This window comes from Variovorax sp. GW821-FHT10C12 (genome assembly GCF_059415405.1).
In genome coordinates this window covers 67492-88155 of the sequence record NZ_JBWKNE010000009.1, presented here as the reverse complement: position 1 = coordinate 88155, position 20664 = coordinate 67492, and the positions used below count along the sequence as shown (strand labels likewise).

Below are 20664 nucleotides of genomic sequence, written 5' to 3'. Positions count from 1 at the left end.
GCGCATGTCCGCGCCCCGTTTTCCGGTCCCCGATGAACACCCGCACCTCCTCCTTTTCTCCCGCCCTGCGGCTGCTGTCCCGCGTCGCGGCCGCCGTGCTCGGCGGCTACGCGCTGGCCTCGGCCGCCGCCGTCTTCCTGGCCGCCGTGCTGCCGGCCGGCCCCGCCGAGGCCGCGCTCGGGGGCATGCAGTTCAGCTTCGCGGTCTACACCGTCGCCGTGATCTGGGCGTTCGCGCCCGTGTCGCTTTCGCGCGCCTGGGCCGGCTTGCTGCTGCCGGCCTTGGTGCTGGCCGGGCTCGGCCTGGCCTTGCGCGGCGCGGGAGGCGGCGCATGAGCACGAAGAAAGCCAAGGCGCCCTCGCAAGGGGGCTTTCGCCAGGCCCAGGCCTGGCTGCACACCTGGTGCGGCCTGTGGTTCTCGTGGCTGCTGTTCGCGGTGTTCCTCACCGGCACGCTGGCGGTGTTCGACGAGCCCATCACCCACTGGATGACGCCGGAGCACCACGCCGAGGAAGCCGCCGCGGCTGCAAAGAAGGGCGAGCCCACGGCCGACCGCGCGCAGCGCCTGGCCTGGGGCATGGCCTACATGGCCGAGCACCACCCGGGCGCTTCGATGTGGGAGCTGTGGCCGTCCGACGCGCAAGGCGGCGGCGAGCTGCGGGTGTTCTGGTTCGACGCCAACCGGCAGTACGCGGGTGTCGCGCTCGACCCCGCCACCGGCAAGCCGTTGACGGAAGAGGGCGGCCACGCGACCCGCGCCACGCTCGGCGGCCACCACTTCGTCGACTTTCACTACGAGCTGCACGCCGGCACCGTCGGCCTGTGGATCGTCGGCATCGCCGCGATGGCGATGCTGGTGGCGCTGGTGTCGGGCGTCATCACGCACAAGCGCATCTTCAAGGACTTCTTCACCTTCCGTCCCAAGAAAGGCCAGCGCAGCTGGCTCGACGCGCACAACGCGGTGGCGGTGCTGACCTTGCCCTTCCAGTTCATGATCGCCTACACCGGCCTCGTGATCTCGGGCACCAGCTTCATGCCGGCCCCCAAGGTCTTGCACTACGGCACAGGCCCGCAGGCGCAGGTGCGTTTCGTGTCCGAGCTGGGCGACAGCGACAAGCCCGCCGCCACCGGCCGCGCGATGCCCGTGCCCGTGCTCGAACCCTTCGCCGCGCGCGGCCAGGAGCGCATGGGCCAGCCGGTGCGCGCGGTCGTCATCGATCATCCGGGCGACGCGGCTGCGCGCATCGGCGTGTACGGATGGAATGGCGACGACGAATCCGCGCGCCGGCTCAGCGCCACCACCGGCATGGTGCAGTTCTCGGCCGCCACCGGCGAGGTGCAGCGCGTGCGCCTGCCGGGCGCCGCGGACGGCGGCACGACCATGCTCGCGCAGTCGGCCATGGGCGGGCTGCACATGGTCACCTTCGGCGGCTGGCCGATGAAGTGGCTCTACTTCCTGTGCGGGCTCGCGGGCACCGCGATGATGGGTTCGGGCGCGGTGCTGTTCATCGTGAAGCGCCGGCAAAAACACTTGGGCGAGTTCGGCGGCGCGACCGCGCGGGTCTACCGGCTGGTCGAGGCGCTGAACGTCGCGGCCATCGCCGGCCTGGCCATCGCCTGCGTGGGCTACCTGTGGGCCAACCGGCTGGTGCCGGTGGGCATCGGGCAGCGCGCGGACCGCGAACTGCAGGTCTTCTTCGCGCTGTGGGCCCTGGCGCTGGTGCATGCCTTCGTGCGCCAGCCAGCGCGCGCGTGGCGCGAGCAGCTCGGTGCGCTGGCCGCGCTGTGCCTGCTGTTGCCGCTGCTCAACTTCGTGACCACGGGCGATCACTTGTTGGCGCAGCTGTCGCGCAGTGATGGGGAAAGCCTCGGGGTCGAACTGGGCGTGGTGGCCTTCGGGCTTGCGGCGCTGGGCGCGTTGCGCCATCTGCTGCGGAAGGTGGCGCGATGACGACGGCATGGGCTTCGTTGCTTGGCCTTGCACTGGCGTATGCGGGCATGTCGTGCCTGAGCTTTGCCATGGACCGGCACCACGAGCAGCTGACGCGCGGACGCGAAGTGCCCGCGCGCCGGCGCACGGGCTTGCGCGTGATCGGCGTGTTGCTGCTGGCCGCTGCCGTCGTGCCCTGCGTGTTGGCCTGGGGCCCCACGGTCGGGACGGTCGCCTGGCTGGGCCTCCTGTCGGCGGGGGCGTTGCCGGTGGCCTTGCTGTTGCCGTACCGCCCGCGCGCCGTGGCGTGGGGCGCTGGTGCTGCCGCCGTGGCCGGTGGTGCGGGGCTTGCGCCGGTGCTGGCGGCGCTGCTGCGCTGAGGTCAGTCCACCTTGATGGCCGCGGCCTTGACCACCTGCTGCGCCTTCGCGGTCTCGTCGGCGATGAACTTGTTGAACTGCGCGGAGGGCATGGTGAAGGGCTCGGCGCCGAGCTTCTCCAGCCGCTCCTTCAGCTCGGGCGCGACCATGATCTTCGCGACCTCGGCCTGCAGCCGCTCCACCACGGGCTGCGGCGTCCTGGCGGGCGCGAACAGGCCGACCCAGAACAGGTAGGCCGAGCCCGGCACGCCGGCCTCCACGGTGGTGGGCGCGTCGGGCAGGGCCGACGAGCGACCGGCGGTGCCCACGGCCAGTGCCTTCAGCTTGCCGCTCCTAACCAGCGGCAGCGCCGACACCATCGGCGCGAAGAACCAGTCGACGCGCCCGGCCATCACCTCGGTCATGGCTTCGGGCGTGCCGCGAAAGGGCACATGCTGCGCATCGACGCCGGCCGCGAGGCGGAACACCTCGGCATTCATGTGCGTGGCCGAGCCGTTGCCCGCGGAGCCGTAGTTCAGCCCGCCCGGTTTGGCCTTCGCCTTGGCCACGAGGTCTTTCACGTCGGCGAAATGCGAGGGCGAGGTCACCAGCACGTTGGGCAGGCTGGCCATCGGCGTCACGCCAGTGAAGTCCTTCAGCGTGTCGTACGACAGGCCCTTGTAGATCCACGGGTTCACGAGGTGGCCGGCCGAATGCACCAGCAGCGTGTAGCCGTCGGCCGGCGCCTTGGCGGCGATGGCCGCGCCCAGCGTGCCGCCCGCGCCGGGGCGGTTGTCCACGATCACGCTGGTGCCCAGCGCGGGCCCCAGCTTCTCGGCGACCAGGCGCGCGACGATGTCGGTGCCGCTGCCTGCCGTGAAGGGCACGACCAGCTTGATCGGTTGCGTGCCCGGCCAGGGGCCTTGTGCATGGGCGCCGCCGAGCGTGCAGGCCGCGAGTGCCGCGGCGATCGTGAGCGCCTGTCGGCGGCTCCAGGGGAATGTCTTCTTCATGCGTCTTGTCTCCGTTGATTGGTTGGTGCGAGCGATGAATGACTGACTGGGAAAGAAGCGCGCTAGGCGGGCGGTGCGTTCGCCATCACCAGCGCCACCAGCACCGGGCGGTTGCTTCGGTTCTCGAGCTGGCGCTTCTCGCCGGGCGCGAAGCGGCAGCTGTCGTAGGGCAGCAGCACGTCTTCCTGGTGCGCGCCGTCGAGTTCGCCGACGACGTGCAGCTCGCCCTCGAGCACGAGGTAGAGCTTTTCCATCGGCGAGCCGTCCAGGCCGGTGCGACCGCCGGGCAGGATCTGGCTCATGCCCATCCACATCTGCGTCGAAGGGCCGGCTTCCTTGCCCTGCAGGCGCAGGCAGCGCATGTCGAAGTGGTTGGGCGCCTCGTAGTGCGGCGCCTCGCTGAAACGGGTCACATGCATGGTGGGTGTCCTTGGGAGTCAGGGGCGCAGCACGACGCGGTCGGTGCTGCCCGACAGCACCAGCCGGTAGGCGTCGATCGCTTCGTCGAGCGCGAAGTGGCGGGCCACGGGAAAGGGCTTCAGCGTGCCGCGCTCGAAGCCTTCGCGCATCGCGTCGAGTTGCGCGGTGGAGGCCACGCAGTCCATCGCCAGCGAGTCGATGCCCACGTAGGTGTGCATGCCGCGGTAGAACGCGAAGATGTCGAAGGGCACCGCGCGGTCGTGCGTGGCGATGAAGATCTGCGTGGCGCCCTTGGCCATTGCCTTGTTGGCGGCCTCGAAGTAGGCGCTGCCCACGGTGTTGTAGACGATGTGCGCGCCGCGCCCGTCGGTGAGCTCGCGCACCTGCGCGCCCACGTCGGCGTGGTGGCGCGCATCGACCACGTCGACCGGCGCGCTCGCGAACCCCGCGAAGGGCCCCGGGCCGCGCTGCACCGCGATCACGCGCGCGCCGGCCTGCGTGGCCAGCTGCACCGCCGCCTGCCCGACCTTGCCGTTGGCGCCCAGCACCAGCACCGTCTGGCCCGCCTGCGGCATGCCGCTGCGCCGGAAGCCCTCGTAGGCCGTGACGAAGGGCACGCCCACGGCGCCGGCCTCGTCCATCGAGATGCCCTGGGGCTTGGCGCGCAGGGCCGCTTCGGGCAGCACCAGGTAGCGCGCATGCGAGCCGTCGCGCGTGATGCCGACATCACCGCCCGAGCCGTAGACCTCGCGGCCGATCCATTCCGAAGGGCCGCTCACGACGGTGCCCGCGAAGTCGCGCCCCGGCGTGCGCGGCCAGGCGGCCTGCGGCATGAGGCCCAGCGCGGCCTTCACGTCGCTCGGGTTCACGGCGGCGGCGGCCACGCGCACCACGGCATGGCCGGGCGGCGCCACGGGCTCGGGCTGCGGCGCGGCCTCCAGGTGCAGCGCGTCGAGGTTGGCAGCCTTGCCGTTCACGCGCAGGGCGCGGGGTTCCAGAGTGACGGCGCTCATCGTGCGGCTCCCTGAACGGCGCGGGTGTCGGCCAGCCCCAGCATCGCGCGGGCCTCGCGCGGGTTGGCGACCTCGCCGCCCAGGCTGCGCAGGATGTCGCGCGCCTTCGCCACGAGCTGCGCGTTGCTCTGGGCCAGCACGCCTTTCTCGAGGTAGATGTTGTCTTCCATGCCCACGCGCACGTGGCCGCCCAGCAGCCACGACTGCGCAACGATGGGGAACTCCGTGCGGCCGATGCCGAAGGCGCTCCAGAAGGCGCCGCGCGGCAGCAGGTTGCGCGCATAGAGCAGCGTCTCGGGCGTGGGCGCGAAGCCGTACTTCACGCCGAGCACGAAGGTCCACATCGCGGGCCCGTCGAGCGTGCCGTCGGCGATGAGGTCCAGCGCCAGGTGGATGTCGCCCGAGTCGAAGATCTCCAGCTCGGGCTTCACGCCGGCCTCGCGCATCACCTTTGCCATGCGGCGCACGTTCTTCGGCGTGTTGATCACCACGTCGGGGCCGGAGTTCATGGTGTTGAGGTCGAGCGAGCACACGTCGGGCCGGATCAGCGCGATGTGCTCCACGCGCTTTTCGGGCGGCAGCAGCGTGGTGCCGGGCGCGGCGATCTTCGGGTCGTCCTCGCTGGGAATGAAGCGCCCGCCCGGCCCGGTCGTGAGGTTCACGATCAGCTCGCGGTTCTCGCGGCGGATGCGATCGACCACCTCGCGGTACAGATCGACCTCCATCGAGGGCTTGCCCGTCTCCGGGTGGCGCACGTGGATGTGGACCTGTGCCGCGCCGGCTTCGGCGGCGGCCAGGCATTCGTCGGCGATCTGCACCGGCGTGATTGGCAGGTGCGGCGTCTGCTCGGGCTTCACGAGGTTGCCCGTGACGGCGCAGGTGATGAGCGTCTTGGCGTTGTTCACAAGTGGCGCCCTCCGTCGACCACGATGCGCGTGCCGGTGACGAAGCGCAGCGTGGTGGCCAGCGCTTCCACGGTGGCGGCCACGTCGTCGGGTTTGCCGATGCGTCCCAGCGGCGTGGTGCTGGCCATCTTGTCGGCGAACTCCGCGCCGCGCCCGGGCACGAAGCCCGACTCGACCGCGCCCGGTGACACCGACACCACGCGCACCGCCGGCGCCAGCGCCTTGGCCAGCGCGTTGCCTACCACGTCGAGCCCGGCCTTGGCCGCGACATACGCGAGGTTGCTGCCCACGCCCGTGAAGCCGGCGATGGACGAGATGTTGACCACCAGCCCGTCGCCGGTGGCCTTGAGCATCGGCGCGAAGGCGCGGATGGTGGCGAACACGCCGCGGAAGTTGGCGCGCAGCAGGTCGTCGATGAGGTCGTCGGTCAGCGCGTCGAGGTCGCCGGCCGGCACGGGCTGCGTGTGGCCCGCGCTGTTGACCAGGATGTCGCAGCGCCCGTGCGCGGCCTTCACCTCGGCGGCGGCGGCCTGCAGGCTCGGCGTGTCGACGATGTCGGCGCGGATCGCGCCGTGGCGCTGGCCGCTGTCCGAGGGCAGGGCGGCGGCGCGCGCGGCGGCGTTGTTGTCGTCGCCACCGCGGTGCAGCAGCACGCAGGTGGCGCCCAGCGCGGCCAGCCGCGTGGCCGTGGCGTAGCCGATGGCGCCGAGGCCGCCGGTGATGACGGCGATCTTGCCGTGGAGTCGGGATTGGGGATCGAAGCTCATGGATGTGAGGGGGGCGGAGTGGATGAATGGGTCATGTCTTTTCGCGGAACACCGAGGAACCGGCTTTGCCGGGCCTCTGGTGTTGCCCCCTGGAAGGGGGTTGGCGAAGCGACACGAAGTGCGCGAAGACTGGGGGTGATCAAGGTATCGGTGGGCGGGGGAACTTCATTTCTCCCGGTTCGAGTTGGAAGTCGTACTGCAGCGTGGCGCTGCGGCCATCGGGCGCGAGCGCGAAGCGGCCGATGAGCTGGCGCGTCACGCCGAAGGTCGGGTCGCTCTCCAGGTTCTCGTCGTCGTCGGCGAACACCTGCGTGACCAGCACCTTGTGGCCCGGCTTGCTCAGCATGAAGTGCAGGTGCGCGGGCCGGTTCGGGTGACGTTGCTGTGCGCGCAGCAGCACGCCGCACGGCCCGTCGGTGGGCACGGGGTAGCCGGCGGGGCGCACGCTGCGGAAATGAAAGCGGCCCTCGGCATCGGTGGTGAAGCGTCCGCGCAGGTTCATGTCGTCCTGCTCCGGGTCCTGGTTCTCGTAGAGCCCGACCGGCGAGGCCTGCCACACGTCGACCGTGACGCCGGCCATCGGCTGCCCGCTCACGTCGCGCACCGTGCCCGTCACCGCCAGCGGCGTGCCGGGCGTGCCCGAGCGCGCGATGCTCTCGCCCGCCGCGCAGGCCGGCGAGTTGGCGCGCCAGAAGGGGCCGAGCAGGGCGGCCGGCGATTCGCCGTGCGGGTCCTGGTTGTTCTGCAGCGCCACCACCGTGGACACGCCCAGGATGTCGGCCGCCAGCACCACCTCGTTCTTGGTCTCGCCCGTGGCGTGGCCGATGGCGACGATGAATTCGAGCGCCTGCTCGAACTCTTCCTCGGTCAGCTTCACCTCCTGGACGAAGGCGTGCAGGTGGCGCGTGAGCGCGTCCATCACGGTGCGCAGGCGCGGATCGGGGGTGCGTTGCATGGCGTCGAGCGCAAAGCCGAGCACCGAATCGGGGGAGGTGGCGATGTTCATCTGCAATCCTTGCAATCGTTTGCATGATCTTAAGGCAGATTCCCAAAAAGTAAAATGGCGGGTATCCGGGACGCCAGAATGGGAATTCGCCAGCCGTGGCACACCGGATGACCAACAATCGTTTGCACCAATGAGCACCCATCCCCCTTCCAGCCCCGTCACCATCCGCGACGTCGCCCGTGCCGCCGGGGTGCATGTGTCGACCGTGTCGCGCGCGCTCAGCCCCGAGAAGCGTTCGCTGATCAGCGACGAGGTGCTGCGCGTGGTCGAGGAGGCCGCGCAGCGCCTGGGCTACCGGCCCAACCGCGCGGCCTCGGCGCTGCGCACGGGCCGCACCCACACCATCGGCGTGCTGGTGCCCGACATCACCAACGCGGTGTTCCCGCCGATCCTGCAGGGCATCGAGGCCAGCGCGGCGGCGCGCGGCTACTTCGTGTTCGTCACCAACGTGGTCGACCCGGCGCTCGCGCGGCCGGTGCTCGAACGCATGCTGGCGCAGCGCGTGGACGGCGTGATCCTGGCCACCGCCACGCGCGACGACCCGCTGGTCGACTTCGTCGCCAAGGCCGGCATGACCGCGGTGCTGGTCAACCGCGCCGACGAGACCGGCCGCCTGCCCGCCGTGGTGAGCGACGACCGGCTGGCGATGAAGCTCGCGGTCGATCACCTCGTGGGCCTGGGCCACAAGCGCATCGCGCACCTGGCGGGGCCGCAGACCATCCCCACTGGCGTGGGCCGCCTGCTGGGCGTGGAGCAGGCGCTGCGCGACCACCGCATGAAGCCGGCCCGCATCGTCGAATGCGCGAGCTACAGCCGCGAGGCGGGCGCGGTCGCGATGAAGCAGATGCTCGCGGCCGGCGCCGCGCCGCAGGCCGTGGTGTGTTGCAACGACCTCGTGGCGCTGGGCGCCTACGACGCGCTGCGCGAGGCCGGCCTGCGCGTGCCGAAAGACATCTCCATCACCGGCCACAACGACATGCCGCTGGTGGACATGGTCGATCCGCCGCTCACCACCATCCGCCTGCCGCACCGCGAACTCGGCTGGCGTGCGGCCGAGATGCTGTTCGAGGAAATCGACGGGCAGGCGCTGTCGGCCTCCACCGTGGTGCTGCGCCCGGAGCTGGTGGTGCGCAAGTCGACGGCCGCGCCGGCCGCGCGCTGAGCGAAGACGAAAACAAATGCATCCGCAGGGCGAAGCGCGCACTTCGCGCCGAGAATCGTCGGCCATTCTTGGCCCCGTGTTCCGCTTCCTTTCCGCATGCGCTTTCGTTCCGTCTTCCTGCTTCTTTCCCTCGGCCTTTCCCTCCCGCTGCTGACCCACGCCGCGTCGTCGCGCACCTGCCTCGTCGTGGGCGTGAGCGACGGCGACACGCTCACCGCGCGCTGCGGCCGCAGCGGCGCCTATGAGCAGGTCAAGGTGCGCATTGCCGCCATCGACGCGCCCGAGAAAGCGCAGCCTTACGGCCAGCGCAGCCGCCAGGCGCTGAGCCGCCTGTGCTACGCCGAGAAGGCCGTCATCACCGAGCGCGACACCGACCGCTACGGCCGCACCGTGGCCGACGTGCGCTGCAATGGCGAAGACGCCGGCCGCCGCCTGGTGGCCGAGGGCTGGGCCTGGGTGTACGACTACCACGGCATCGTGAAGAAGCGCGGCGGCGACCTGTTCCGCCTCGAAGCCGCGGCGCGCGCGCAGCACCTGGGCTTGTGGGCCGACACCGCGCCGACGCCGCCGTGGGACTGGCGGCGCGAACGCCGGGAGCAGCCGCGCAACAACAACCACGGCGGCTCGCGGCCCTGGGGCGACGTGCGCTTCGAACCCCTGTCATGACGGCTTCATGGGCGCGCGGGAGCATCGCGGGTTCCCACGATTCCCACGGACCCCCAGGACATGGCCAAAGACTTCGCGCGCATGGAGGACTCGAACCCCTCCGGCAATCCCACCATCCACGACGTGTCCGATCCGCAGCGGCGGGTCTTCGTGCGCGGCGGCCTGGCAGCGGCCGTGGCAGGCCTGTTCGGGCCGCTGGCCGGCTGTGCCAGCACGGGCAGCGGCGGTAGCAACGCCGTGAGCGGCCTGGGCCGCGCGATCGGTTTCAAAAGCGTGCCCATGGCGGCGGTCGACCAGGTCGTCGTGCCCGAGGGCTACCGCACGCAGGTGATCTACCGCTGGGGCGACCCCACCGGCATCGCGGGTCGCATGCCCGCCTTCAAGACCGATGCCTCCGACACCGCCGACGACCAGGCGCTGCAGGCCGGCATGCACCACGACGGCATGGCCTTCTTCCCGCTCGACGGATCGAACCGCGGCCTGCTGGTGCTGAACCACGAGTACGTGGACGACGGCCTGCTGCACACCGACGGCATGAAGACCTGGAGCGCCGCGAAGGTGCGCAAGTCGATGCACGCGCACGGCGTGTCGGTGATCGAGCTGCAGCGCGACGGCGCGGCCTGGCAGCAGGTGCTGCCCTCGCGTTTCGCGCGCCGCATCACCGCGCTCACGCCGATGACGCTCACCGGCCCCGCCGCTGGCCACCCGATGCTGCGCACGGCGGGCGACCCCTCGGGCACGCAGGTGCTCGGCACTTTCAACAACTGCGCCAACGGCCAGACGCCGTGGGGCACCTACCTGACCTGCGAGGAAAACTTCGCCGACTACTTCGAGGGCACCGCCACGCCCGACGCGCACCAGAAGCGCTGGGGCCTCAAGAAGGGCAACGGCGCCAAGTACCGCTGGCACGAGCACGAAGAGCGCTTCGACGTCGCGAAGCACCCGAACGAGTCGAACCGCTACGGCTGGGTGGTCGAGATCGATCCGCAAGACCCGAGCTCCACGCCGCGCAAGCGCACCGCGCTGGGCCGCGCCGCGCACGAGGGCGCGGCCGTGGCGCTCACCGACGACGGCCGAGCCGTGGTCTACATGGGCGAAGACTCGCGCTTCGAATACATCTACAAGTTCGTGAGCCGCGACAAAGCGCGTCCCGGCGGCGCCGCCGCCAACCGCGAGCTGCTCGACCACGGCACGCTGTACGTGGGCCGCTTCGACGTCGACGGCACGGGCGAATGGCTGCCGCTGGTGCAGGGCAAGGGCGGGCTGGTGGCCGACAAGGGCTTCGCCACGCAGGGCGACGTGCTCATCAAGTCGCGCCAGGCCAGCGACATCCTCGGCGCCACCAAGATGGACCGCCCCGAGTGGACCACCGTCGATCCGCTGACGAAGGAGGTCTACTGCACGCTCACCAACAACAGCAACCGCGGCGCGCCGGGCCAGCCCTTCATGGATGCGGCCAACCCGCGCTCCAACAACACGATGGGCCAGATCATCCGCTGGAAGGAAAGCGGCGACCTCGACGCCACGAAGTTCGCCTGGAACCACCTCGTGCTCGCGGGCGACCCGAAGCAGACGCGCTACGAGGCGCAGGGCAACGTCAAGGGCGACGCCTTCGGCAGCCCCGACGGCCTGATGGTCGATGCGCGCGGCGTGCTGTGGATCCAGACCGACGTGTCGACCTCCACGCTCGGCAAGGGCGAGTACACGAACCTGCCCAACAACCAGATGCTGGCCTGCGACCCGACCAAGGGCGAGATCCGCCGCTTCCTGCTCGGCCCGGCCGGTTGCGAGATCACCGGCCTCACGGCCACGCCCGACCTGCGCACGCTGTTCATCAACATCCAGCACCCGGGCGAGCCGGCCAACGAGCGCAGCGACCCCGAGCGCCCGCTCGCCGTGTCGAAGTGGCCCGACGGCGCGGGCCGGCCGCGCTCGGCGACCGTGGTCATCACGAAGATCGACGGCGGGGTGATCGGCAGCTGACACGGCCAGGGGGGCGCCTCGCGGGGCGCCCTCGGGGCTTCAGCAGTGGCCCGAGTACCAGCAGCGCACCTCGGGCATGAACAGCCCCCAGACGAAGCTGATCGCGCACACGACCAGCATCAGCAGCGCGAACATGCGCAGGCCCTCGGCGCCCCAGCGCGGCGCGAAGATGCTCACGAGAAAGCCCGAGAGGAAGGTGCCTTCGAGCCAGGCCGCGCCGCCCCAGCGCAGGATCCAGAGCCAGAACAGCGCATCGAGCGCATGAAAGACGACCCACCAGAGCAACGTCATCGCGCGGCGTGGGAAGTGCTTACGACTCGCTGCGGCCCTGCACGTCGGCCACCACGCGCGCGTTGCGCTGGAAGCTCCAGTAGGCGCTGGCCCAGTCCCACATCACGACCACGCGGTTGCGGAAACCGATGAGGAAGTACGCGTGCGCGAACAGCCAGAACAGCCACGCGGGCCGGCCGCTGAAGCGCAGCGGGCCGAAGGGCGTGCCCAGGTCGACCACCGCCGAGTTGCGCCCGATGGTGGCCAGGTTGCCGTAGTCGGCGTAGCGGAACGGCACGGTGGGCTGGCCCGCCAGGCGGCGCAGGATGTTCGCCGCCGCCGCGCGGCCCGCCTGCTTGGCGCCGGGCGACACGCCGGGCACCGGCTTGGGCGGCTTGCCGGGCGCGTGGCTCATGGCGGCGGCCAGGTCGCCCACCACGCTGATCTCGGGGTGGCCCGCCAGGCTCAGGTCGGGCTCGACCTTGATGCGGCCCGCGCGGTCGCACTCGACGCCCGTGGCATTGCCGAGCAGGCGGCCCAGCGGCGAGGCCGCGACACCGGCCGCCCACACCACGCAGCTGCTGGGAATGCGGTAGCTCTGCAGCGGCGCGCCGTCGGGGCCGCCGCCGGTCTGCACTTCGAGGCCGGCGTTGTCGATGGCGGTGACGCGCGCGTTCAGCCGCACCTCCACGCCGAGCCGTTCCAGTTGTTCGAGCGCCTTCTGGCTCAGGCTCTCGGGCATGGCCTGCAGCACGCGCGGGCCGCCCTCGACCAGCAGCACCTGCGCGCTGCCGGGGTCGATGCGGCGGAACTCGCCCGCGAGCGTGTGCTTGGCGATCTCGGCCAGCGTGCCGGCCATCTCGACGCCGGTCGGGCCAGCGCCGATCACCACGAAGGTGAGCAGCGCGCGGCGGCGCTCGGGGTCGGCGGTGGTCTCGGCCGTTTCGAAGGACATCAGCACGCGGCGGCGGATCTCGAAGGCGTCGGCCAGCGTCTTCAGGCCCGGCGCGGCGGGCGCCCATTCGTCGTGCCCGAAATAGCTGTGCGTGGCGCCGGCCGCCACGATCAGGTGGTCGTAGGCCACCTGGCTGCCATCGGCCAGCTGCACCGTGCGCGCGGCCGGGTCGATGCCCGTCACCTCGGCCAGCAGCGTGGTCACGTTGGCCTGCTTGCGGAACAGGGCGCGCACCGGCGCCGCGATCGACGGCGCCGCGAGCCCAGCGGTCGCCACCTGGTACAGCAGGGGCTGGAACAGGTGGTGGTTGGTCTTGTCGATCACCGTCACATCGACGTCGGCCCGCTGCAGCTTGCGCGCTGCCTCGAGTCCGCCGAAACCGCAGCCGATGATGACAACGTGGGGCCTGGCCGAAGGAGAGGGGGTTTGCATCGCCCGAATCATACGCAGCGGGCCGGGGCGTTCCGGGGCCGCTTGCGCGCAGGACGGGCTCCCGCGGCGGCGCGGCGGCGGCGTCTTGTCCTACGTGCCTTTGTCGCCCGAATGGGCTAAAACTTCCGGCTCACCCGACTGGAGACACCATGACGTTTTCCCGGCCGATCGCCCCCGTGGCGAGCGCCTTGCGCGAGCAATTCCGCACGGTGCGCGCCGCCAGCGTGGCGCTGGCCGCGCCGCTGTCCGCCGAGGACCAGTGCATCCAGTCGATGCCCGACGCCAGCCCGACCAAGTGGCATCTGGCGCACACGACGTGGTTCTTCGAGACCGTGCTGCTGCAGCCGCATGCGGCGGCGTACCGGCCCTTCGATGCGCGTTTTCATTACCTCTTCAACTCCTACTACGAGGCGCTCGGGCCGCGCCACCCGCGGCCGCAGCGTGGGCTGCTCACGCGGCCCTCGCTCGACGAAGTGCACGCCTACCGCCGCCATGTCGACGAGGCGGTGCTCGCGCTGCTGGCGGCGCCGGAGGCGCTCGATTGGGCGGCCATCGAGGCCATCGTCGCGCTCGGGCTGAACCACGAGCAGCAGCACCAGGAGCTGCTGCTCACCGACATCCTGCATGCGCTGTCGTGCAACCCGCTGCTGCCGGCCTACAGGCCCGCGAGCGGCCCCGCGCGGCGCTTGGCCGCCGTGCCGGCCGAGGTGCGCTGGCTGGCACAGCCGGGCGGCACGGTCGAGGTCGGGCATGCGGGCGAGGGCTTCTGCTTCGACAACGAGACGCCGCGCCACGCCGCCTTGCTGCGCCCCTATGCCATCGCCGACCGGCTGGTGAACTGCGGCGACTACGCGCAGTTCATCGCCGACGGCGGCTACCGCCGGCCCGAGCTGTGGCTGTCCGACGGCTGGGCCACGGTGCAGGCCCAGGGCTGGCGCCACCCGGCCTACTGGCTCGAAGCCGACGACCCGCGCATCGCCACCCTCGGCGCGGGCGGCGGCCCTGCCGCGCCCGGCGCCTGGCAGGTGTTCGGCTTGCACGGCGTGCGGCCGATGGAGGCCGACGCGCCCGTGTCCCAGCTGAGCTTCTACGAGGCCGCCGCGTACGCCGAATGGGCCGGTGCGCGGCTGCCCACCGAGTTCGAATGGGAGGCTGCCTTCGACGCGCCCGGCATCGCGCAGATGAGCGGCCATGTCTGGCAATGGACGCGTTCCTCGTACGACCCGTACCCGGGCTTCCGTCCGCTGCCCGGCATCGCGGCCGAATACAACGGCAAGTTCATGGTGGGCCAGCTGGTGCTGCGCGGCGGCAGCGTGGCCACGCCGGCCGGCCACACGCGGCCCAGCTACCGCAATTTCTTTCCGCCGGCGGCACGCTGGCAGTTCTCGGGGCTGCGGCTCGCGAAAGACCTTTGACCGACACCTCGATGGAGCCGAGCACCATGCGCAATCCGACCGCCCCGTTCGCCCTCGCCAGCCACCTGCAGCGGCAGGAAGCAGCGACCCCGCCCGACACCGCCCCGTGGTCCGAGTTCGGCCGTGCCATGCAGGCCGGCCTGGCGCGCACGCCGCGCCACATCTCGCCCAAGTTCTTCTACGACGTGGCCGGCTCGCAGCTGTTCGACCGCATCTGCGAGCTGCCCGAGTACTACCCCACGCGCACCGAGCTGGGCATCCTGGGCGCCTGCGCCGGCGAGATCGCCGCGCAGATCGGGCCGAACGCCGAGATCGTCGAGTTCGGCGCCGGCTCGCTCACCAAGGTGCGGCTGCTGCTCGACGCACTCGAATCCCCCAAGCGCTACCTGCCGATCGACATCTCGGGCGAGCACCTCGAAGCCGCGGCGGCGCGCCTGAAGGCCGACTACCCGGCGCTGGCCGTGCAGCCCATCGCGGCCGACTACACCATGCCGCTCGTGCTGCCCGCGCCCATGGCCGGGGCGGGGCGGCGCGTGGGCTTCTTCCCGGGCTCGACCATCGGCAACTTCGAGCCCGACGAGGCGCTGGCGTTCCTGCAGCTCGCGGCGCGCATGCTGCGCGGCGGCGGCCTGCTCATCGGCGTCGATCTGGTGAAAGACCCCGACCGGCTGCACGCGGCCTACAACGACGCACAGGGCGTGACGGCGGCGTTCAACCTCAACCTGCTGCGACGCGCGAACGCCGAGCTGTCGGCCGACTTCGACCTCGACGGCTTCTCGCACGCGGCCTTCTACAACGCACCGATGCGCCGCATCGAGATGCACCTCGTGAGCCGGCGCGCGCAGAGCGTGCAGCTGCGCGGCGAGCGTTTCTCGTTCGAGGAAGGCGAGACCCTGCACACCGAGTATTCGCACAAGTTCACCGTCGAAGGCCTGCAGGCCCTGGCGGTGCGCGCGGGCTTCCGCGTCGGGGCGGTGTGGACCGACCCCGAGCGGCTGTTCAGCGTGCACTGGCTGCTGAGCTGACGCGCTAGCTGTCCAGCCCCGCCAGGCACACATACTTCACTTCGAGAAAGTCGTCGAGCCCGTACTTCGAGCCCTCGCGCCCCAGCCCCGACTGCTTGACGCCGCCGAACGGCGCCTCGGCTGTCGACACCAGTCCGGTGTTCACACCCACGATGCCCGATTCGAGTGCTTCGGCCACGCGCATGATGCGGCCGATGTCGCGGCTGTAGAAGTACGCGGCCAGGCCGAACTCGGTGTCGTTGGCCGCGGCGATGGCCTCGGCCTCGGTGTCGAACGCGAAGATCGGCGCCAGCGGGCCGAAGGTTTCCTCGCGCGCGAACAGCATGCCGGGCGTGGCGCCGCCGATCACCGTCGGCTCGTAGAACAGGCCGCCCAGCGCGTGGCGCTTGCCGCCCGCGAGCACGGTGCCGCCCTTGGCGACGGCGTCGGCCACGTGCTCCTCGATCTTCTCGACCGCCTTGGCGTCGATCAGCGGGCCCTGGTTCACGCCGGCCTCGGTGCCGTTGCCGACCTTCAGTGCGTTGACCTTGGCCACGAGCTTCTGCGTGAAGGCTTCCAGCACACCGCGCTGCACGTACAAGCGATTGGCGCACACGCAGGTCTGGCCGGTGTTGCGGTACTTGGAGACCATCGCGCCTTCGACGGCCGCATCCACATCGGCATCGTCGAACACGATGAAGGGCGCGTTGCCGCCGAGTTCGAGCGACAGCTTCTTGATCGTGTCGGCCGACTGCTTCATGAGCGTGCGGCCCACCTCGGTCGAGCCGGTGAAGGTGAGCTTGCGCACGATGGGGCTGCGCGTCATCTCGCCGCCGATCTGGCTGGCCGAGCCGGTGAGCACCGACAGCAGGCCCTCGGGCACGCCCGCGCGTTCGGCCAGCACGGCAAAGGCCAGCGCCGAGAACGGCGTCTGCGTGGCCGGCTTCACGACCATGGCGCAACCGGCCGCGAGCGCGGGCCCGGCCTTGCGCGTGAGCATGGCGGTGGGGAAGTTCCAGGGCGTGATGGCGGCGGTGACACCCACGGGCTGCTTCAGCGCCAGGATGCGGCGGTCGGCCTGCGGCGCGGGAATGGTGTCGCCGTACACGCGGCGCGCTTCTTCGGCGAACCACTCGATGAACGAGGCGGCGTAGGCGATCTCGCCGCGGCTCTCGGCCAGGGGTTTGCCCTGCTCGGTGGTCATGATGAGCGCGAGGTCGTCCACGTTCGCGAGCATCAGGTCGTTGAGCTTGCGCAGGATGGCCGAGCGTTCCTTGGCGGGCACCTTGGCCCAGGCCTTCTGCGCCTTCTCGGCGGCGGCGATGGCGCGCACGGTTTCCTCGGTGCCGCACATCGGCACGGTGCCGATCTGCTCGCCGGTGGCGGGGTTGGTGACGGCGACGGTGGTGCCGTTGTCGGCATTCACCCAGGCGCCGGCGATGCAGGCCTGCTGGCGCAGCAGGGTCGGGTCTTGGAGCTTCAATGGCATGGAATGTTGTCTCAGGCTTGCAGCGCGGCGGCGAGGATGTCGAGGCCTTCGCCGAGCACCGCGTCTTCGATGGTCAGGGGGAACAGGAAGCGGACCACATTGGCGTGCACGCCGCAAGTCAGCAGCAGCAAACCCGCGTCGCGCGCTCGGGTTTGCACCTGCTTCGTGAACTCGGGGTCGGGCGCGCCGTCGGCCCCCGCGAACTCGACCGCCACCATCGCGCCCAGGCCGCGCACGTCGGTGATCTGCGGCACCTTGGCGCGCAGCCCTTCGAGGCGCGCCTTGAGCCGGTCGCCCAGTATCTGCGCGCGCTCGCACAGGCGTTCGGCCTCGATCACGTCGAGCACCGCATGCGCCGCCGCAATGGCCAGCGCATTGGCGGCGTAGGTGCCGCCGAGGCCACCGGGCGCGGGCGCGTCCATGATCTCGGCGCGACCGCACACGGCCGACAGCGGCGTGCCGCCGGCCAGGCTCTTGGCCATGGTCATGAGGTCGGGCACCACGTCGTAATGGTCCATGGCAAACCATTTGCCGGTGCGCGCGAAGCCGGTCTGGATCTCGTCGGCGATCAGCAGGATGCCGTGGCGGTCGCAGATCTCGCGCAGCGCGCGCATGAAGGCGGGCGGCGCGGCGTAGAAGCCGCCTTCGCCCTGCACCGGCTCCAGGATGATGGCCGCCACCTGCTCGGGCTCGATGTCGGCCTTGAACAGCTTGTCGATGGCGCGCAGCGAATCGTCCACCGACACGCCGTGCAGCGCGATCGGCGCGGGCACGTGGAAGATGCTGCCGGGAAAGGGGCCGAAGCCGGTCTTGTACGGCACCACCTTGCCCGTGAGCGCCATGCCCATGAAGGTGCGGCCGTGAAAGCCGCCGCCCAGCGCGATCACGCCGGGCCGGCGCGTGGCGGCGCGCGCGATCTTGATGGCGTTCTCGACCGCCTCGGCGCCGGTCGTGAAGAAGGCGGTCTTCTTGGCGTGGGTGCCGGGCGTGAGGCGGTTCAGGCGCTCGGCCAGCGACACCACGCTTTCGTACGGCACCACCTGGTAGGCCGTGTGGGTGAAGCACTCGAGTTGCGCGCGAATGGCCTCCACCACGCGCGGATGCCGGTGGCCGGTGTTGAGCACCGCGATGCCAGAGCCGAAGTCGATGTAGCGCCGGCCTTCGACGTCCCACAGCTCGGCGTTGAGCGCGCGCTCTGCGTAGATCGGAAAGCCGATGCCGACGCCGCGCGGCGTGGCGGCGATGCGGCGCGCGTCGATGGCGGCGTTGGTCTTGGATGTCATGAGATTCCTTCGTTACTTGTGTGGGGGTGTGAAGCTCAGTGGCTGCCCGGCGCCACCATGCGATGGCGGATCTGGTCGGCGACCACGGCCACGATCAGCAGGGCGCCCAGCACCACCATCTGCAGGTACGAGCCCACGCTGGCCAGGTTCATGCCGTTCTGCACCAGGCCGATGAAGATCGCACCCATCACCACGTTGGGCACGCGGCCGATGCCGCCGCGCAGGCTCACGCCCGCGATCACGCAGGCGGCGATCGATTCGAGCGCGACGGTGCCGCCGAGGTTGGCCTCGCCGGTTTCCACGCGCGCCGTGAGCAGCAGGCCGCTCACGGCCGCCAGGCCCGCGCACAGCAGGTAGGCCATGAGCAGCACGCGGCGCGTGTCGATGCCCGAGAGCGCCGCGGCCTTGGCGTTGCCGCCCACCGCGAGCAGGTGCGTGCCGGTCGGCAGGCGGCCCATGAGCAGGCCCATGCCGGCCACGCACACGGCCGTCACGAGAATCGGCACCGGCACGCCGAGCACGGTGCCGAAGCCGAACAGCTCGCTGAACTGCGCCGGCATGCCTGACACCGGCACGCCGCCCGTGAGGAACAGCGCAAAGCCGAAGCCGATCGACTGCACGCCCAGCGTCACGATGAAGGGCGACACGCCGATCACCGCCACGCCGAAGCCGTTGATGAGGCCCACCACCAGCCCGGCGAGCATCCCGCAGGCGCAGCCCACGAGCACCACCATCCAGGCCGCGTCGGGAAAGGCCGCGCCCAGCGCCTGCATGGCGAGCGCCGATACCACCGAGGTGATCGCCATCACCGTGCCGACCGAGAGGTCGAAGCCGCCGGTCACCAGCGCCAGCATCTGGCCCAGCGACACGAGGATCAGGTAGACCGACTGGCGCAGCAGGTTCACCAGGTTCTGCACCGTGAGGAACTGGTCGGACAGCGTGGCGAACACCACGCAGGCGATCACCAGCATGAAGGGCAACACGCCCAGGCGCAGGAAGAGGCTGCGCAGCAGGCCGAGGGCACGCCCGGCCAGGCCGGGCGTGGGAGCCGCCGGGGCGGCGGTGAGGGAAGGCGAAGTCATGAGGAGGGGTTCTCGCTGGGGCCGAAAAACAGGTTGAGCACGGCGGTTTCCTGGATGGCGTCGCCGTGCAGCTCGCCGGCGATCTCGCCGCGGCACATCACGTACACGCGGTGGCTCAGGTGCAGCACCTCGGGCAGGTCGGACGAGATCACGACCACCGCCGCGCCGCCTTCGCAGAGCTTGCGGATCACCTCGTACAGCGCGCTGCGGGTGCCGACGTCGACGCCGACCGTGGGCTCGTCGAACACGTAGAGCGCGGCGTCGCGCGTCATGCCCTTGCCGAACAGCACCTTCTGCTGGTTGCCGCCCGAGAGCAGGCCCACGGGCCGTTCGAGGTTGCGCGGCGCGAGCTCGACGCGCTCGGCGGCCGTCGTGGAGAGCCGTCGCCCGAGGCGCTTGCGCAGCCAGCCGCCGCGCCCGCGCAGCGGCCCGTGCACCAGCGGCAGCGTGATGTTGGCGCGGGAGGTGAAGCCGAGCACCAGCCCTTCGCCCTTGCGGTCGGGCGGCAGGTAGAAGAGGCCGTCGTCGAGCAGCTGGCGCACCGTCGCGCCGGTGCGCGGTTGGCCCTTGAAGAGCACGCGGCCTTCGCTCACGGGGTCGAGCCCGTAGATCGCGCGGAACAGCTCCGACTTGCCGCAGCCGACCAGCCCGGCCAGCCCGACCACTTCGCCGCGCCGCACCGTGAGGCTGGCGTTTCGCACACCGTTGTGCGAGGCCAGCCCCTCGACCTGCAGCACCACCTCGCCGGGATTGGCGGTGATGCGCGGGTAGATGTTGTCGATGGCCCGCCCGCTCATCAGCTCGATGAGCCGGTCGGCGCTCGTGGCGTGGGCTTCCACGGTCGTGACCTTGCGGCCGTCGCGCAGCACCGTGATGCGGTCGGCGATCTGCGCGATCTCCTGCATGCGGTGCGAGATGTAGACGATGCCCACGCCGCGCGCCTTCAGCCGCGCCACCAGTTCGAACAGGCGCTGCGTCTCGGTGTCGGTGAGCGAGGCGGTGGGCTCGTCGAGGATCAGCACCGACACCTCGCCGCGCAGGCCCTTGGCGATTTCCACCATCTGCTGCTGCGCGCGCGTGAGGCCCGCCACGGGCGCGCCGACGTCGATCTCGAAGCCCAGGTCGGCCAGCATCGTACGGGCGCGTTCGCGCACCGCCGCGCGGTCGAGCAGGCCGCGCTGGCACGGCTCCTCGCCCAGGCTCAGGTTCTGCGCCACCGACAGCGTGGGGATCAGCGAGAACTCCTGGAACACCGCGCTGATGCCGTGGCGCCGCGCGTCGTGCACGTTGGCGAACTTCACCGGCGCGCCATGCATGCGGATCTCGCCCGCGGTCGGCACGTTGGCGCCGGCCAGCAGTGAGATCAGCGTCGACTTGCCGGCGCCGTTCTCGCCGAACAGCACGTGCACCTCGCCGGCGCGCAGCTCGAAGTCCATCGCATCGAGCGCGAGCACGCCGGGGTAGCGTTTGCCCAGGCCGAGGGTCTGCAGCAGCACGGGAGCCATGGCCG

20 protein-coding genes are annotated in these 20664 nt (G+C 70.9%); 8 read left to right on the top strand and 12 right to left on the bottom strand.

What is annotated here, in order from left to right:
* Positions 1–32: 32 nt before the first annotated feature.
* From AC07OH_RS27690 to AC07OH_RS27680, 3 genes are read left to right on the top strand one after another with little or no spacing between them, the layout of a single operon-like run.
* Positions 33–335, top strand: coding sequence for a DUF3649 domain-containing protein (locus tag AC07OH_RS27690; protein WP_495302835.1), 303 nt, complete (start codon positions 33–35; stop codon positions 333–335).
* Positions 332–1951 carry a PepSY-associated TM helix domain-containing protein gene (locus AC07OH_RS27685; RefSeq protein WP_495302834.1) on the top strand — a complete coding sequence of 540 codons (1620 nt, stop codon included), beginning with the start codon at positions 332–334 and terminating at the stop codon, positions 1949–1951. Before AC07OH_RS27690 ends, AC07OH_RS27685 begins: the two co-directional genes overlap by 4 nt.
* Positions 1948–2310 carry a DUF3325 domain-containing protein gene (locus AC07OH_RS27680; RefSeq protein WP_495302833.1) on the top strand — a complete coding sequence of 121 codons (363 nt, stop codon included), beginning with the start codon at positions 1948–1950 and terminating at the stop codon, positions 2308–2310. The genes AC07OH_RS27685 and AC07OH_RS27680 overlap by 4 nt, the downstream gene beginning before the upstream one ends.
* 2 nt (positions 2311–2312) lie before the next feature.
* Here the strand turns inward: AC07OH_RS27680 and AC07OH_RS27675 are convergent, their stop codons facing one another.
* The 6 genes from AC07OH_RS27675 to AC07OH_RS27650 all read right to left on the bottom strand — a co-directional run bounded on the left by AC07OH_RS27675 (position 2313) and on the right by AC07OH_RS27650 (position 7413).
* Positions 2313–3302 (bottom strand): tripartite tricarboxylate transporter substrate binding protein, encoded by a 990-nt coding sequence (locus tag AC07OH_RS27675; protein ID WP_495302832.1) that lies wholly within the window; start codon positions 3300–3302, stop codon positions 2313–2315.
* Between the two features lie 62 nt (positions 3303–3364).
* The gene (locus tag AC07OH_RS27670; RefSeq protein WP_070062522.1) at positions 3365–3721 is read right to left on the bottom strand and encodes a cupin domain-containing protein; all 357 of its coding nucleotides are present in this window, start codon (positions 3719–3721) and stop codon (positions 3365–3367) included.
* A gap of 18 nt (positions 3722–3739) precedes the next feature.
* A complete protein-coding gene (locus AC07OH_RS27665) occupies positions 3740–4735 on the bottom strand; it encodes a quinone oxidoreductase family protein (protein ID WP_495302831.1) in 996 nt (331 codons plus the stop codon).
* Positions 4732–5640, bottom strand: a complete 909-nt coding sequence (locus tag AC07OH_RS27660) for a beta-keto acid cleavage family enzyme (protein WP_495302830.1) — start codon at positions 5638–5640, stop codon at positions 4732–4734. The genes AC07OH_RS27665 and AC07OH_RS27660 overlap by 4 nt, the downstream gene beginning before the upstream one ends.
* Positions 5637–6407, bottom strand: coding sequence for an SDR family NAD(P)-dependent oxidoreductase (locus AC07OH_RS27655; RefSeq protein WP_495302829.1), 771 nt, complete (start codon positions 6405–6407; stop codon positions 5637–5639). Before AC07OH_RS27655 ends, AC07OH_RS27660 begins: the two co-directional genes overlap by 4 nt.
* 139 nt (positions 6408–6546) lie before the next feature.
* Positions 6547–7413, bottom strand: a complete 867-nt coding sequence (locus AC07OH_RS27650) for a dioxygenase family protein (protein WP_489058249.1) — start codon at positions 7411–7413, stop codon at positions 6547–6549.
* 130 nt (positions 7414–7543) lie between these two features.
* Between AC07OH_RS27650 and AC07OH_RS27645 the strand changes: the two genes are divergently transcribed.
* The 3 genes from AC07OH_RS27645 (at position 7544) to AC07OH_RS27635 (ending at position 11224) form a co-directional block, all read left to right on the top strand.
* Positions 7544–8575 carry a LacI family DNA-binding transcriptional regulator gene (locus AC07OH_RS27645; protein WP_495302828.1) on the top strand — a complete coding sequence of 344 codons (1032 nt, stop codon included), beginning with the start codon at positions 7544–7546 and terminating at the stop codon, positions 8573–8575.
* A gap of 96 nt (positions 8576–8671) precedes the next feature.
* Entirely contained in the window at positions 8672–9241 is a 570-nt protein-coding gene (locus tag AC07OH_RS27640; protein WP_495302827.1) for a thermonuclease family protein, read from the top strand.
* Between the two features lie 60 nt (positions 9242–9301).
* Positions 9302–11224 (top strand): PhoX family protein, encoded by a 1923-nt coding sequence (locus AC07OH_RS27635; protein WP_495302826.1) that lies wholly within the window; start codon positions 9302–9304, stop codon positions 11222–11224.
* Between the two features lie 39 nt (positions 11225–11263).
* Here the strand turns inward: AC07OH_RS27635 and AC07OH_RS27630 are convergent, their stop codons facing one another.
* Both AC07OH_RS27630 and AC07OH_RS27625 read right to left on the bottom strand, forming a co-directional pair.
* The gene (locus AC07OH_RS27630) at positions 11264–11515 is read right to left on the bottom strand and encodes a hypothetical protein (protein ID WP_095746208.1); all 252 of its coding nucleotides are present in this window, start codon (positions 11513–11515) and stop codon (positions 11264–11266) included.
* A 19-nt stretch (positions 11516–11534) separates the two neighbouring features.
* Positions 11535–12881, bottom strand: a complete 1347-nt coding sequence (locus AC07OH_RS27625) for an NAD(P)/FAD-dependent oxidoreductase (RefSeq protein WP_062477668.1) — start codon at positions 12879–12881, stop codon at positions 11535–11537.
* Positions 12882–13030: 149 nt separating this feature from the next.
* Here AC07OH_RS27625 and egtB point away from each other — a divergent pair, with 149 nt between their 5' ends.
* Together egtB and egtD are read left to right on the top strand one after the other, a co-directional pair.
* Positions 13031–14296 carry an ergothioneine biosynthesis protein EgtB gene (egtB, locus tag AC07OH_RS27620; RefSeq protein WP_495302825.1) on the top strand — a complete coding sequence of 422 codons (1266 nt, stop codon included), beginning with the start codon at positions 13031–13033 and terminating at the stop codon, positions 14294–14296.
* 26 nt (positions 14297–14322) lie between these two features.
* Complete coding sequence (egtD, locus tag AC07OH_RS27615; protein WP_139705681.1) at positions 14323–15321, top strand: L-histidine N(alpha)-methyltransferase; 999 nt, start codon at positions 14323–14325, stop codon at positions 15319–15321.
* 4 nt (positions 15322–15325) lie between these two features.
* On the opposite strand, the gene AC07OH_RS27610 is transcribed toward egtD, so the two are convergent.
* From AC07OH_RS27610 to AC07OH_RS27595, 4 genes are read right to left on the bottom strand one after another with little or no spacing between them, the layout of a single operon-like run.
* Positions 15326–16789: an NAD-dependent succinate-semialdehyde dehydrogenase gene (locus AC07OH_RS27610; protein ID WP_495302824.1), complete on the bottom strand. Its 1464-nt coding sequence runs from the start codon at positions 16787–16789 to the stop codon at positions 15326–15328.
* Between the two features lie 11 nt (positions 16790–16800).
* Positions 16801–18072 carry a 4-aminobutyrate--2-oxoglutarate transaminase gene (gene gabT, locus AC07OH_RS27605; protein ID WP_495302823.1) on the bottom strand — a complete coding sequence of 424 codons (1272 nt, stop codon included), beginning with the start codon at positions 18070–18072 and terminating at the stop codon, positions 16801–16803.
* A gap of 35 nt (positions 18073–18107) precedes the next feature.
* Positions 18108–19154, bottom strand: a complete 1047-nt coding sequence (locus AC07OH_RS27600) for an ABC transporter permease (protein ID WP_354343694.1) — start codon at positions 19152–19154, stop codon at positions 18108–18110.
* On the bottom strand, positions 19151–20659 hold the full coding sequence (locus AC07OH_RS27595; RefSeq protein WP_495302822.1) for a sugar ABC transporter ATP-binding protein: 1509 nt from the start codon (positions 20657–20659) through the stop codon (positions 19151–19153). Before AC07OH_RS27595 ends, AC07OH_RS27600 begins: the two co-directional genes overlap by 4 nt.
* Between the last annotated feature and the right edge of the window lie 5 nt (positions 20660–20664).

Bases quoted from the DNA above. Each gene is read 5' to 3' on its own strand.
- AC07OH_RS27690 (WP_495302835.1), top strand. From the start codon at position 33: ATGAACACCCGCACCTCCTCCTTTTCTCCCGCCCTGCGGCTGCTGTCC.
- AC07OH_RS27685 (WP_495302834.1), top strand. From the start codon at position 332: ATGAGCACGAAGAAAGCCAAGGCGCCCTCGCAAGGGGGCTTTCGCCAG.
- AC07OH_RS27680 (WP_495302833.1), top strand. From the start codon at position 1,948: ATGACGACGGCATGGGCTTCGTTGCTTGGCCTTGCACTGGCGTATGCG.
- AC07OH_RS27675 (WP_495302832.1), bottom strand. From the start codon at position 3,302: ATGAAGAAGACATTCCCCTGGAGCCGCCGACAGGCGCTCACGATCGCC.
- AC07OH_RS27670 (WP_070062522.1), bottom strand. From the start codon at position 3,721: ATGCATGTGACCCGTTTCAGCGAGGCGCCGCACTACGAGGCGCCCAAC.
- AC07OH_RS27665 (WP_495302831.1), bottom strand. From the start codon at position 4,735: ATGAGCGCCGTCACTCTGGAACCCCGCGCCCTGCGCGTGAACGGCAAG.
- AC07OH_RS27655 (WP_495302829.1), bottom strand. From the start codon at position 6,407: ATGAGCTTCGATCCCCAATCCCGACTCCACGGCAAGATCGCCGTCATC.
- AC07OH_RS27650 (WP_489058249.1), bottom strand. From the start codon at position 7,413: ATGAACATCGCCACCTCCCCCGATTCGGTGCTCGGCTTTGCGCTCGAC.
- AC07OH_RS27645 (WP_495302828.1), top strand. From the start codon at position 7,544: ATGAGCACCCATCCCCCTTCCAGCCCCGTCACCATCCGCGACGTCGCC.
- AC07OH_RS27640 (WP_495302827.1), top strand. From the start codon at position 8,672: ATGCGCTTTCGTTCCGTCTTCCTGCTTCTTTCCCTCGGCCTTTCCCTC.
- AC07OH_RS27635 (WP_495302826.1), top strand. From the start codon at position 9,302: ATGGCCAAAGACTTCGCGCGCATGGAGGACTCGAACCCCTCCGGCAAT.
- AC07OH_RS27630 (WP_095746208.1), bottom strand. From the start codon at position 11,515: ATGACGTTGCTCTGGTGGGTCGTCTTTCATGCGCTCGATGCGCTGTTC.
- AC07OH_RS27625 (WP_062477668.1), bottom strand. From the start codon at position 12,881: ATGCAAACCCCCTCTCCTTCGGCCAGGCCCCACGTTGTCATCATCGGC.
- egtB (WP_495302825.1), top strand. From the start codon at position 13,031: ATGACGTTTTCCCGGCCGATCGCCCCCGTGGCGAGCGCCTTGCGCGAG.
- egtD (WP_139705681.1), top strand. From the start codon at position 14,323: ATGCGCAATCCGACCGCCCCGTTCGCCCTCGCCAGCCACCTGCAGCGG.
- AC07OH_RS27610 (WP_495302824.1), bottom strand. From the start codon at position 16,789: ATGCCATTGAAGCTCCAAGACCCGACCCTGCTGCGCCAGCAGGCCTGC.
- gabT (WP_495302823.1), bottom strand. From the start codon at position 18,072: ATGACATCCAAGACCAACGCCGCCATCGACGCGCGCCGCATCGCCGCC.
- AC07OH_RS27600 (WP_354343694.1), bottom strand. From the start codon at position 19,154: ATGACTTCGCCTTCCCTCACCGCCGCCCCGGCGGCTCCCACGCCCGGC.
- AC07OH_RS27595 (WP_495302822.1), bottom strand. From the start codon at position 20,659: ATGGCTCCCGTGCTGCTGCAGACCCTCGGCCTGGGCAAACGCTACCCC.